The organism is Niabella terrae, assembly GCF_054783135.1.
In genome coordinates, this window is sequence record NZ_BAAGRD010000008.1 from 934844 (window position 1) to 948183 (window position 13340).

At 47.1% G+C, this 13340-nt stretch carries 11 protein-coding genes; 7 read left to right on the forward strand and 4 right to left on the reverse strand.

The window, feature by feature from the left end; all coding sequences use genetic code 11:
* Positions 1 to 40: 40 nt before the first annotated feature.
* On the reverse strand, positions 41 to 973 hold the full coding sequence (gene hisG, locus ACYVI9_RS12155; protein ID WP_460764837.1) for an ATP phosphoribosyltransferase: 933 nt from the start codon (positions 971 to 973) through the stop codon (positions 41 to 43).
* A gap of 618 nt (positions 974 to 1591) precedes the next feature.
* Here hisG and ACYVI9_RS12160 point away from each other — a divergent pair.
* The 6 genes from ACYVI9_RS12160 (at position 1592) to ACYVI9_RS12185 (ending at position 7501) form a co-directional block, all read left to right on the forward strand.
* Positions 1592 to 2365, forward strand: coding sequence for an exonuclease domain-containing protein (locus ACYVI9_RS12160; RefSeq protein WP_460764838.1), 774 nt, complete (start codon positions 1592 to 1594; stop codon positions 2363 to 2365).
* 111 nt (positions 2366 to 2476) lie between these two features.
* Positions 2477 to 3232, forward strand: coding sequence for a polyprenol monophosphomannose synthase (locus ACYVI9_RS12165; RefSeq protein WP_460764839.1), 756 nt, complete (start codon positions 2477 to 2479; stop codon positions 3230 to 3232).
* 32 nt (positions 3233 to 3264) lie between these two features.
* Positions 3265 to 3720 carry a DUF4268 domain-containing protein gene (locus ACYVI9_RS12170; RefSeq protein ID WP_460764840.1) on the forward strand — a complete coding sequence of 152 codons (456 nt, stop codon included), beginning with the start codon at positions 3265 to 3267 and terminating at the stop codon, positions 3718 to 3720.
* A gap of 261 nt (positions 3721 to 3981) precedes the next feature.
* Positions 3982 to 4449 carry a VOC family protein gene (locus ACYVI9_RS12175; RefSeq protein ID WP_460764841.1) on the forward strand — a complete coding sequence of 156 codons (468 nt, stop codon included), beginning with the start codon at positions 3982 to 3984 and terminating at the stop codon, positions 4447 to 4449.
* Positions 4450 to 4633: 184 nt separating this feature from the next.
* Positions 4634 to 5539 (forward strand): alpha/beta hydrolase, encoded by a 906-nt coding sequence (locus tag ACYVI9_RS12180; protein WP_460764842.1) that lies wholly within the window; start codon positions 4634 to 4636, stop codon positions 5537 to 5539.
* Between the two features lie 120 nt (positions 5540 to 5659).
* Positions 5660 to 7501: a M1 family metallopeptidase gene (locus tag ACYVI9_RS12185; RefSeq protein ID WP_460764843.1), complete on the forward strand. Its 1842-nt coding sequence runs from the start codon at positions 5660 to 5662 to the stop codon at positions 7499 to 7501.
* 135 nt (positions 7502 to 7636) lie between these two features.
* Here the strand turns inward: ACYVI9_RS12185 and rsmG are convergent, their stop codons facing one another.
* From rsmG to acs, 3 genes are all read right to left on the reverse strand, one after another.
* Entirely contained in the window at positions 7637 to 8317 is a 681-nt protein-coding gene (gene rsmG, locus ACYVI9_RS12190) for a 16S rRNA (guanine(527)-N(7))-methyltransferase RsmG (protein WP_460764844.1), read from the reverse strand.
* Positions 8311 to 9417, reverse strand: a complete 1107-nt coding sequence (locus tag ACYVI9_RS12195; protein WP_460764845.1) for a glycosyltransferase — start codon at positions 9415 to 9417, stop codon at positions 8311 to 8313. Before ACYVI9_RS12195 ends, rsmG begins: the two co-directional genes overlap by 7 nt.
* Before the next feature lie 96 nt (positions 9418 to 9513).
* The gene (gene acs / locus ACYVI9_RS12200) at positions 9514 to 11463 is read right to left on the reverse strand and encodes an acetate--CoA ligase (RefSeq protein WP_460764846.1); all 1950 of its coding nucleotides are present in this window, start codon (positions 11461 to 11463) and stop codon (positions 9514 to 9516) included.
* 253 nt (positions 11464 to 11716) lie between these two features.
* Between acs and ACYVI9_RS12205 the strand changes: the two genes are divergently transcribed.
* Positions 11717 to 13282: a glycoside hydrolase family 28 protein gene (locus ACYVI9_RS12205; RefSeq protein ID WP_460764847.1), complete on the forward strand. Its 1566-nt coding sequence runs from the start codon at positions 11717 to 11719 to the stop codon at positions 13280 to 13282.
* Positions 13283 to 13340 lie beyond the last annotated feature (58 nt).

Below are 13340 nucleotides of genomic sequence, written 5' to 3' on the forward strand. Positions count from 1 at the left end.
TCATTTAGTGATGCTAAACTGGCTAACAATGGGACAGCCTTTACTCAATGATCTTTTCGATGGGTAAAATTAAGATTCCTTCCGCACCGGCCTGTTTTAATTTTTCAATGACTTTCCAGAAATCATTTTCGCCGATTACCGAGTGTACGGACGACCATCCTTTTTTCGCCAACGGTACAATTGTCGGACTGTTGATGCCTGGCAGGTAACGGCAGATCTGCTCGAGATGCTCATTGGGCGCGTTCAGGAGCACGTATTTTGTGTATTTGGCCTTCTTGACCGAACGGATGCGGAACAACAGTTGATCCAACAGGGCCTGACTACCGGGAGAAAGATTTTTTCCACTGATCAGTACGGCTTCAGATTTCAGGATAGTTTCGTACTCGTACAATTCGTTACTAAAAAGTGTACTGCCACTGCTGACCAGATCACAAATGGCATCGGCCAGTCCGATACGGGGGGCGATCTCCACTGAGCCACTGATATTGTGGATTTCAGCGTTAATTTTTTGCTGTTTAAGCCATTTTTTCAGGATAAAAGGGTAGCTGGTGGCAATTTTTATCCCATTGAGTGCCTGCATGTTTTTTGGTGTGGTGCCTTTGGGCAGTGCCAGGGAAAGGCGGCATTTACCATAGCCCAGTTTTTCGATAATTCTGGTGTCCTTGTTTTTTTCAATGGCGACATTTTCACCCACAAAGCCAATATCGGCAACACCGTCCTGAACATATTCGGGAATATCGTCATCGCGCAGGAACAGGATTTCCGCATCGAAGTTCTCCACCTTTATTTTTAATTGATTGTTGCCTGCAGGCACATCGATACCGCATTCTTTGAGCAATTTCATCGAGCCTTCGTTGAGTCGGCCTGATTTCTGAACGGCGATCCGCAGCAGATCAGTGTTGCGGGCTGTTCCCTTTTTTTTGCCATTTGGTTCGCCGGAACTAGCTTTCCGCTGCTTTTTTACTGTTGCCATGCTAATAGGTCTTTTAAGTTTACATTTTAAATTGAATTCAAACCCTGTTTTGCGGACCAGGAAAGGTACCTAACAAAAAAGGCTTACAAATTGTAAGCCTTTTATATATTGTTGATACATAGCACCACCGGCTTACTGCTGTAAGTTGATAAAATGATGATGGATATGTATAAAATTACTGGTCATTGCGCGGCAAATATAGAAACTTATTGAGAATAATTAAAATATTATGCAGGAAAATTCCTTAAACAGTTTTTAAGGGAATCTTTAGCCGGGAATCTCAGCCCGAAGCAGCAAACTGTCGGTTTACAGATTCCATAGTACCCGGATAAGGATTCCCTTGTTTTCAGCCTTTGACCTGCTCAGGTTTTCATCGAAATGATGGCGCTGCGACTATGTGAATGATCTTGGTACTGACGGACCTGATGCTGTCAATGGCCGGCTTCAGGTTCCTGATTTCCAGGGATTCCTAAAAGCGGACCTGATGCACCCTGCACAACGCAGCAAATAATGCTTCGAATGCAGCAGGCGGGCGGGTTCGACCCCCTGGCGGTTTAACAGTAAATTTCCCGTTTTTCAAACCAAGATTCTTTAACTTAGCCGCCATTAAATATAATTATGCTACAGATTACCAAACCCATTGCATTTATTGACCTCGAAACCACCGGAGTGAATCTGGGAACGGATCGGATTGTGGAGATCGCAATCGTGAAAATCCTGCCTGATGGTACGCGCAATGTAAAGAGAAAGCTGATCCACCCGGAAATGCCGATTCCTCAAAGCTCCAGTGATATTCATGGCATCACAGATGAGATGGTCAAAGAGGCGCCCACATTTAAACAGGCAGCACAGGAATTAAAGCAGTTTCTGGCAGATTGTGATCTGGCAGGTTATAATTCCAACCGCTTTGACATTCCGCTGCTGATTGAGGAATTTCTCAGGGCAGAAGTGGAATTTGACATGAAGGGACGCCGGTTGCTGGATGTGCAGAATATATTTTATAAAATGGAACCGCGGACACTATCAGCCGCCTATAAGTACTATTGTGGCAAGGATCTGGAAGATGCCCACTCTGCCGAGGCAGATGCGACGGCTACATTTGAAGTGTTACAGGCACAGCTGGAACGATATCCGGAACTGGGAAACACAGTAGATACGATTAATAAATTTTTGGGCGACGAGGTCATTGTGGATTTCGCCCGTCGCTTTATCATGGCGGACGGCAAAGAGGTGTTCAATTTTGGCAAATATAAAGGCCAGTCCGTTGCGGATGTGCTCGCCCGGGAACCCCAGTACTATGACTGGATGATGCGGGGTGACTTTCCACAGCAAACCAAGCAGAAGCTCACCGAGATTTTTACCAGGAGTCGGTTAAAAGGTCTGAAAGTATAAGCCCGTTTTTAGCTATAAAAGTTGGCGGCTGTGACTTTGATTTGACCCGGAATCGCCGGTTTTCAGCTCGGTCCGCCATAATCGGCACTTCATTCAATCAATAATTAATTTTTGGAGAAATTAGTTATCATACCCACTTATAATGAGCGTGAGAATATTATCCGCATACTGAAAGCCGTATTTGAGCTTCAGGAGGATTTTCATGTACTCATAGTAGATGATGGTTCACCCGACGGAACAGCTACGCTCGTAAAGGAGCAGCAGGAAGTATTTGGGGACCGGCTTTTTCTGGAAGAAAGAAAAGGTAAGCTGGGGCTGGGGACTGCTTATATCCATGGGTTTAAATGGGGGCTGGAAAGAGGCTATGCTTTTCTTTTCGAAATGGACGCAGATTTTTCGCATAACCCCAAGGACCTGATCCGACTGTATGAAGCCTGCCGTTTTCAGAATGCTGATGTCGCCGTAGGCAGTCGCTATGTTAAAGGAGGGGGGGTGATCAACTGGCCGGCGGACCGGATCGCACTTTCCCGCGGTGCGTCACTATATACCCGTCTGATAACCTGGATGCCGGTTAAGGATCCGACAGCGGGATTTGTTTGTTACCGGGCCGATGTGTTAGAAGCCATTAATTTTGACAGCATCAATTTTGTAGGATATGCTTTCCAGATCGAGATGAAGTTTGCTGCCTGGAAGCTGGGATTTAAAATAAAGGAAGTACCTATTATATTCCAGGATCGTACCGTGGGTCAATCAAAAATGAATAAAGGCATTATCAAGGAAGGCGTACTCGGCGTCCTGAATCTGCGTTGGCAGAGCCTTTTTAAAAACTACCGTCGGAAAGTGCGCACCAAGGTCAGTGCGGGATAGTCGCTTCGGGTTTCCACTTTTTACAGATTAAGATGTACAGCAAGGCTGAAGTTTCCCATATCAAAAAGGAATTCTGGACGAGTTTTGGCAGGTATATGAAACCGGTACCAAATGCTGAGGGCCAAACCATCAACTGGATTAATTACAAGACCGGCATTCGACATATTTATTTCCGAATGGATGTCGATAAACGCATTGCCCGGGTAGCCATCGAGCTGAACCATCCCCTAAAATCTGAGCGTCAGGATTGCCTGAAACAGTTTCGATCCATGCAAAGTTTTTTTGAAAGTTTTGCGGGGACGGACTGGAACTGGCTGGAATCCGTTTATGAGCAGGATGGTAGCGAACTAACGCGTATTTTCAAGGAATTGGAGGGGGTGAGTATTTTTGACCGAACCAGCTGGCCAGAGATTATCAGTTTCCTCAAGGAACAAATCATTAATCTGGACGCTTTTTGGGCGGAAGTGAAACCTGCTTTTGAGCGCTGAGTCTCCATTGCCTTTTCATTTAAAAAATGATTTAAAACCAGGGACAAGGCGCAACCTGTTGCGCAGCGGGCTGCTTCGTGCAGCACAACGATAAACTGGTCCTGCAACTGTTTGTCCATATATGCTTTCAGCAAGCTAATTTTTTGTACCTTACTTTATCAAATACGACCTGCTTTTAAACAGGTCTAAGTATGAAAGTTTCGATTGCGTTTTTCAAAACATATTAATACAAATTCCGAGGAAACACTAAAATGCATAGACATGATACCACAAAAGATAACCGCTTGTCTCTGGATGGAGACAACGGATGCAAAAGCAGTCGCTGACTATTATCTTTCCATTTTTAAAGATGGTACACTCAAGGAGCACCATCAGTATACAAACCCACCAGAAGGCGGAGGCGGTGAATTCGAGACGGCCACGATCGAGATCAATGGGATGGAATTCAGTATCCTGGCGGCAGGCCCTTATTTCAAATTTAATGAGGCGGTCTCTTTTGTGGTAAATTGCAAAGATCAGCAGGAAGTAGACTACTATTGGGATGCTTTAACTGCAAACGGTGGACAGGAAAGTGTCTGCGGTTGGTGCAAGGATAAATATGGTTTATCATGGCAGGTCGTGCCGGTAGAATATTTTGACCTGATAAACAGCAGTGACCCTCAGGTTAGGGAAAGGGCGATGACCAATATCTTTAAACAGAAAAAAATAATTCTTTCAGAACTTCAGTAAGTAAAGCGCCATAAGAAGTACCTCTTGTTTTTGAATTCGAAGAGGAATAAGAGCGGCCTATATCAAGGGTGTACTAAAATTGAAAATTAATTTTATCTTTAACCGGAGCTGAATTTTTGAATCAGGATTTATTAATCCAAGACCTATTGCTGGTGAACTTAATTTCTGGATAAAAAACCCGAGAATGAAATTGATATTTTTTATGACGATGCTTTTGATGTCCATGTCCCTGACGGCGCAGCAGACGCTGCCTTTATATAAAATCGTTCCGAACAGTAAGCCCACTGATATGGAGGAAAAGCACGAAGTAGGCGATGATGGAATTCTCCGGATCAGTAATGTCACTCAACCGGAATTGACGCGGTTTCAACCCGAGCATCCCAATGGTACCGCCGTTATTATTTGTCCCGGAGGTGGTTACCGGATTCTGGCATTCAGTCACGAAGGGACAGATGTGGCCAAAGCGCTCAATCAGTGGGGCATAACTGCATTTGTACTAAAATACCGCCTGCCAGACAATCGCAGCATGACGGATAAATCTATCGGGCCCTTGCAGGACGCAGAACGCGCCATCCAGCTGGTTCGCGGTAACGCAAAAAAATGGGGCATCAACCCTAATATGATAGGGATTATGGGCTTTTCAGCGGGTGGCCATCTGGCTGCCAGCCTTTCAACCCGTTACCGGGAACAACTGATAAAGAATCCTAAGAAGATTTCTTTTCGTCCGGATTTTTCCGTCCTTGGTTATCCTGTCATTAGCTTTACGGATAGCCTGATGCACAAGGGGAGCCGGGAAAACCTGATCGGTACTACGACTGACCCTGCGCTGGTGAAAAAATATTCTAATGAATGGAATGTAGATGATAATACGCCACCTGCTTTTCTGGTTCATGCGAAGGATGATAAAGGTGTGCCGTATAAAAACAGTGTCATATATTACCAACAACTGCAATCCCACCATATTGCAGCCCAGCTCCGTTCCTTTGAAAAAGGAGGTCATGGTTTTGGGATGCATAATAAAAAAGAATCCGGGGACTGGATGGCGGATCTGAAAACCTGGTTACAGGAACAGGGATTTCTTCCTGAGTAGCTTAAGACTGCCGTTCCTCCCAATAAAAGGCATCTTTCTCTCATGACGGGCGCTGTTATTCGGGGTAAACCCTATTTTTGTTTCTATTCTATTATCGTTGAAAGAATTTAAAGTTTTGCTATGATGTATCGAAAAATTATCTCCGTTCTGATTGTCTGTTTTTTCGTTTCCAATACCTATGCGCAGCAAGGGTACTGGCAGCAGCGTGTTAAATACCAGATGGATATCAATATGGATGTTACAACCAATCAGTTTACCGGCACCCAGAAACTGGAATACTGGAACCAGTCTCCGGATACCCTGGATCGGGTATTCTATCATTTGTACTGGAATGCCTTTCAGCCTGGCAGCATGATGGACCAGCGCAGCCGCAGGCAGGGTACCATTCAGATAGGTGCCAGATCCGACTGGGATCCGCGGGTCAGGGACCGGATCAGTCAACTGAAGCCGGACGAGATCGGATACCAGAAAGTGACTTCCCTAAAGATGAACGGGGTGCCACAGAAGTTCGAGGTGCAGGAAACCATTTTAGTAGTGCCACTGACCAAACCGATACTTCCCGGACAGAAAGTAGTTTTCGAAATGGCCTTTAATGCCCAGGTGCCGCTGCAGATTCGGCGTTCAGGTAGAGATAATCCCCTCACAGAAGTAAGATATTCGATGAGTCAGTGGTATCCCAAGATGGCTGCTTACGACCGGGATGGCTGGCATCCCGATCCCTATGTAGGCCGTGAGTTTTATGGGGATTTCGGTGATTTTGACGTCAATATCACCATCGATAAAAACTATATTCTGGGGGGGACAGGATACTTGCAAAATCCTGAAACAATCGGGCATGGTTATGAGCCATTGGGAACAAAGGTGAACCGCCCCGCAGGTGATAAACTTACCTGGCGTTTTCATGCGCCGAAAGTGCACGATTTTATGTGGGCAGCTGATCCGGAATTTGTGCATCGGTCATTAACCTTATCCAATGGACTAACCCTGCACCTGCTGTACAAGCTTGCCGGCAAGTCGGAGGCGGACTGGGAAAAGATTTTGTACATGGCACAACTGGCCTATCCCTTTATGGAACAACATTTTGGTGCTTATCCTTATAAACAGTATTCCTTTATAACCGGTGGGGACGGGGGTATGGAGTATCCCATGGCGACTCTACTGGCCAGTCCCGGTGCCTGGTTGCACGAATGGTTCCATAGTTGGTATCAGGGTGTATTGGCCACCAATGAGTCTACCTATGCCTGGATGGATGAAGGTTTTACAACTTATGCAGAACAGCGGACCCAGGACCGGCGGAGCAGCACAACCTACACAACGGAACAAATCGACAGTTATCAGAGCTACTTTAATCTGGTGAAAAGCCAGCTGGAAGAGCCGTTGACCACCCATGCGGACCATTTCAATACCAATGCGGCCTATAGTGTGGCCAGTTATTCCAAAGGGGCGGTTTTTCTGGAGCAATTGGGTTATATCGTCGGGGCTGAAACCCGGGATAAAATTTTATTGGAATACTACCGTGTCTGGAAATTCAAACATCCGACGGCTTCCGATTTTATCCGACTCGCGGAAAAAGTCAGTCATATCGAACTCGACTGGTACCAGGAATTCTGGGTATCCAGCACCAAAACCATCGATTATGCCATCGATAGTGTCTGGGAGCAGGGAAATAAGACCTTGATCCGTTTACGTAATGATGGTCAGATGCCAATGCCGGTTGATGTGTGTATTTCCGACAAAAAGTATAAACGTCAATGGCATAATATTCCTTTGGACCTCATGTATGGAGCTAAAACTGCCCAGGGACATGCCGGTTGGAAAACTTATCCTGCCTGGAAATGGACCCAGCATAAATACGTAATAGAAACAGATCTGAAATTGGCACAAATTTCCTCGATAGAGATCGATCCCAGCCAGCGAATGGCCGATGTGGAACGGAAAAACAATCTGATGAAACTACCCTGATCCGTAGACAATCGTTTAACTATTGCTGATTTTGCAGGTAAAGAGAAATCGGTGCATCCGTCCCCGGCTGGTCCTGTATTCGCAATTCAATATGGAATTTGTTGTTTCGACAGAAACCTCGGATTAAGTGCATTGTTATCTGGGGACATAGAGCAGGTATTTTTCCTGAAAATAAGCTTCCCTGAAAAGTTCGTATATCGGCGTAATATAGGGACGTGTTCCGCTGCTGCTGATTTCCTCATTGAGGTCTCCGCCTTTCAGGCAGATCAGACCCGGAGCCGTGCTGTCCTCCTGCCGGGCGTTGGAAGTTGACTTGCGAATCAGGGGTCGGCTCCAAGACCAGAGGTCTTTTAAGGGCGCCACGGCCCTGGAGACCACAAAATCAAACTGGGTGTCTTTAATTTCTTCTATCCGGCAGTGGCGGGTACGGACATTGGTCAATCCTATCGCCTCCGCCACCGCATCGATCACTTTTAATTTCTTGCCAATACTGTCCACCATCAGAAATTCAACTTCGGGAAAGAATATGGCCAGCGGAATGCCCGGGAATCCGCCACCGGCACCGAGATCAACAATCTGCGCTCCGGCACGAAAATGATAGACTGCAGCAATACTTAAGGAATGCAGGACATGTTTTTCATACAGACTGTCAATATCCTTTCTGCTGATCACATTTATTTTTTCATTCCAGTCCTTATAGAGACCGTCTAATGCTTCAAGTTGCCCGATCTGGGTGGGCGTGAATTCTGAAAAATATTTTAATACGAGTTCCATGTGTTGTAATAAGGAAGGTGTTGTCTCCGCCAGGCTCACCATTCTTTTTTAGTTTTTTTCCAAAGCGTGGGTGCAAAGATCAGGTAATACAGCATCATCCAGAGATCTATCAGAAAAATCCAGGGTGTCAGGTCGGCTTCGTTCAGTTTTTTCATGGATCTGGAAAAAATGATGTACTGAACGGCCGTCTTGATCAGCCAGAGTCCCAGGGCCCATGACCAGCTAAAGCAACAGGCGGTGGCAATCACCAGCGGATAAAAGCCAAACTGCGAAAGGCTGTACAGACCCAGGAGCAGTTTGTGTCGCGGTTTATAATATTTGGAAGTACTGTAGTGCCGGGTTTTCTGCCGCTTCCAGTTCCGCCAGGTTTTTTCAGGAATACTGATCGTATGTGCGGCATTATCAATTACGATGGCCGTATTGCGGGCCGTGGCAGCCTTACTGATAAAAAGGTCATCATCACCGCCAGGCAGGTGGCTGATGGATGCAAACCCCTTATTTTTTTTGAACAGGGATTTGGTATAGCTGATATTGCGGCCTACACCCATATAAGCTTGTCCGGCCAGGGCATAAGAAAGATATTGCAAGCCACTGTGGAAGGTTTCCATCCGGATAATCCGGTTCAACCAACCAGGATGTTTTTCATAAGCGCCATAGCCCAGCACAATTTCGATGCCTTCGGTAAAGCCTTCCTGCATTTTGGCCGCCCAAAGTGGTGAGGCCGGATGACAGTCGGCATCGGTTAAAAGCAGCCGGTCGGTAGAAGCTTCCAGAATGCCGATGGAAAGGGGGTATTTTTTTCCCATATAGATATCCGCCTCTCTTTCCAGATGGAGGGGGCGCAGGCGGTGGTGTTCCCTTGCCATCCAGTCCAGCAACTGACGACTTTCATCTCTGGAATTATCATTCACGACCAATAGCGTAAAAGCCGCAGTATATTGCTGAACCAATAGTCGGGGCAGGTGACGCTCGAGCCAATAGGCTTCATTTCTGGCGCAAACAATGACCGTCAGGGGTGCTGCCGGTTTGGGGGCCGGACAGGACTGGTAAAAGGCCAGCCGCCTGAAGAAATACAGATAATAAAACAACAGTACTGCTGTGAGTGTGACCAGGGACCAAAAAAAGATAAGGGAGTACTGCATACGGCAAATATAAGCTGCATTTTGCGAAGGCCACAGCGCCGAAAAAAGCGGTCCGAAGACCGCTTCCATTATTTTACAGACGATCAACCGTCCGTTTTACACCTTTCCTGATTTGATCTCATCCACTATGGCAGGATCCAGCAGGGTCGTGGTATCGCCCAGGTTTTCGGTTTCACCTTCGGCCACCTTTCTTAAGATCCGACGCATGATTTTGCCACTTCGGGTCTTGGGCAGACCACTGACGAACTGAATTTTATCCGGTTTGGCAATAGGGCCGATGATCCGGCTGACCGTTTCCAACAGGTCCTTTTTTGTGAGTGAATCATCTTCAGTATGGCGGCGTTTGGGGTCCAGTACGACATAGGCATAGATGCCCTGCCCCTTGACGTCATGGGGGTAACCCACAACCGCACTTTCTACCACGCTGGCAAACATATTGATGGCATTCTCTACTTCAGCCGTACCCAATCGGTGTCCGCTCACATTCAGTACATCATCCACACGACCGGTGATCCTGTAATTGCCTTCTTCATCCTTAAAGGCGCCATCCCCTGTAAAATACTTATTCTCATAAGTGCTGAAATAGGTCGTTTTACACCGGTCATGGTCTCCCCAGGTTGTTCTCAATATCCCCGGCCAGGGAGCTTTCATACACAGATTACCACTGAGGTGGATATCGGTAAATTCTGTGACTTCGTTACCGTTTTCATCGACCAAAACGGGCTGTACGCCCGGCAGTGGCAGGGTAGCCCAGCTGGGTTTGGACGGCGTAATACCGGCCAGGTTACTGATCAGAATGCCTGCAGTTTCTGTCTGCCACCAGGTATCAACGATCGGGCATTTCTTCTTACCAATATTTTCGTCATACCAATGCCAGGCTTCTTCGTTGATAGGTTCGCCCACAGAACCCAGGACCCGGAGGGAAGACAGATCCTTGCCTTTGAGCGGATCCTGGCCATAACTCATCAGGGAACGGATAGCCGTAGGTGCAGTATACAGAATATTCACCTGATGTTTATCGACAATATCCCAGAATCGTCCGGCATCCGGCCAGGTCGGAATCCCTTCGAACATCAGACAGGTCGCGCCGGCTGCCAGCGGACCATATACGATATAGCTGTGCCCGGTGATCCATCCGATATCTGCGGTACAAAAGAAGACTTCTCCCGGCTGGTACTGAAAAACATTGACAAAGGAATAAGTCGTCCAGATCATGTATCCGGCTGTGGTATGCACTACTCCTTTGGGCTTGCCGGTGCTGCCTGATGTATACAGTATAAATAAAGGATCTTCGGCATCCATTTCCGCGGCCGGTATTTTCAGCACTTCGTCCTGCATACTTTCGATGACATCATCCACTTCATCCCGCCACCAGACATCCCGGCCCTTGATCATGCTCACCGGCGTACGGGTCCGGGTATGGACAATAATACGCTTTACGGTCTTATTACCAACCATGGCGTCATCAATGATCGATTTTAACGGGATGTCCTTGGCCCCCCGGTATGCGCCGTCACAGGTAATAATATATTCCGCCCTGGCATCATCCAGCCGGTCGGAAATACTCTGGGCCGAAAAACCTCCGAAAATAACAGAATGTATGGCACCGATCCGGGCGCAGGCCAGCACGGCAATGACTAGTTCGGGAACCATCCCCATGTAAATGCATACACGGTCGCCTTTTTCCACCCCATTATTACGCAGTACCTGTGCGAATTCACAGACTTTACGGTGCAAAACCTTATAGGTCAGGGTCCGGGTCTTTTCATTAGGATCGTTCGGTTCCCATACAATGGCCGGCACATCACCGCGACTTTCCAGGTGCCGGTCCAGACAATTTTCTGTGATATTGAGTTTGGCGCCTTCGAACCATTTGATCTTGGGTGTGCTGAAATTCCAGTCCAGCACTTTACGGCTGAATGGCTGTTTTTTCTTCCACACAAAATCATCGGCTACTTCACTCCAGAATCCTTCCGGATCCTCCACACTTTTCTTATAATCCTCGTGATATTGTTCGATCGATGTGATCTGATACGGGTATGACATAGCAAAATAACTTTTAAGGGGCTAATATAACAAAGTATGCTGAAACCCAGCAGTCTTTCGTCCGGATGAGGACCGGGCAAGGTTAAATTTTGAAGGAATCTTAACGAATCCGGCACGCCGGTTTAACCGGCAGTAAATAGTAAGAAAATACAAATTGAAAATAAATATTCCCATTAATTTTAAATAATCAGCGGCTACCTTTATTGCCTTCGAAAGAAACAGTTTATTCACTCCTTAAACGATTGGACCCGCCATGACCAGCCGCAAACAGTTTACCTTGGTGATTTTCCTGATCTCGCTGGGATTCGCCGCCTTGGCGCAGCGCCCCTATTACGATGTAACCCAATTTGGCGCCCGCAGGGACAGCAGTGCCAAAGCGACAGCCGCCATCAAAAAAGCCATCGATGCGGCCGCCGCCGCAGGGGGTGGTACTGTCTATTTTCCAGCAGGGAAATACCTGACCGGACCGATTCACCTGAAAAGTCATATTACCATTCTGATTGAGGCCGGTGCTGAATTGCATTTCAGCGATGATTTTGACGATTACCTTCCCATGGTAGAAAGCCGTTTTGAAGGTGTGGATGTCAGGAGTTTTTCACCGCTGTTTTACGCCAATGGTGCGGAAAATATTACGATTACCGGCCGGGGACTGATAGATGGCCATGGTGAGAAATGGTGGCATTTTGTCGAAGGTTATAAAGAAGGCCAGCCCCGCTCCAAATGGCAGCAGGAATTTGACCGGCAGAACCAGGGCATTCTGTTGCCCGATGACCCCCGGCAAATGAAACGCGGATTTCTAAGACCCCCCTTTATACAGTTCATGCATTGTAAGAACATACTGATTGAAGGAATCACCATTCAGAATTCTCCTTTCTGGACGGTGAACCCCCAGTTCTGTGATAACCTGACCGTACACGGCCTGACCATTCGCAATCCCCAGCGCAATGCACCTAATACTGATGGCATCAACCCCGAAAGTTGCAGCAATGTGCATATCAGTGATTGCCATATCAGCGTAGGGGATGATTGCATTACCATCAAATCCGGCAAAGATATTCCCGGTCGCACCAAGAACCGGCCGGCCGAAAATTATACCATTACCAACTGTACCATGCTGGCCGGACATGGTGGCGTGGTTATCGGTAGTGAAATGAGTGGGGGTGTCCGCAATATTACGATCAGTAATTGCATTTTCGACGGTACCGACCGTGGCATCCGGTTGAAAACAGTACGGGGCAGGGGCGGTGTCGTTGAAGACATACGGGTAGATAATATTATTATGCGCAATATCAGGGATCAGGCGATTGTGATGGACATGGAATATGCCAAATCAGTACCTGAACCTGTATCGGAGCGTACACCGCAATTTCGCAATATCCGTCTTAGCAATATCACAGCGGATACGCATGAGGCCATGTATATCAATGGAATTGAAGAAATGCCGGTCGAAGCCATCAGTCTGACGGATGTTGTATTTAAGGCAAAAAAAGGCATTACAATAAAAAATGCCCGGGACATCCGGTTGAGTCAGGTTCGGGTGGAATCAGATACCGCCATCGCATTGCAGGCCCTGCAGGTCGAAGGACTGCTGATCGATGGTTTTGAAGCGCCTCGGCCTGCTACCGATCGACCCGTGCTGCGCCTGCATCAGACAAAGGATGTCATCGTTCAGGATTGCTGGCCGACAGACAGCCGGGGAACTTACCTGGAAATTACGGGTGACAGCAGCCGGAACCTGAAATTAACCCCTTCGATTTCAGGGGAACCGCAGGTGTTGATCGGCAGGGAAGTGGATACCCGTGAAATTCAAAGATTGTAACGGCAGTCAAATGGCCCAAGCGGTCGAATCAATTTTTTTCACTGAACTAACATAATAA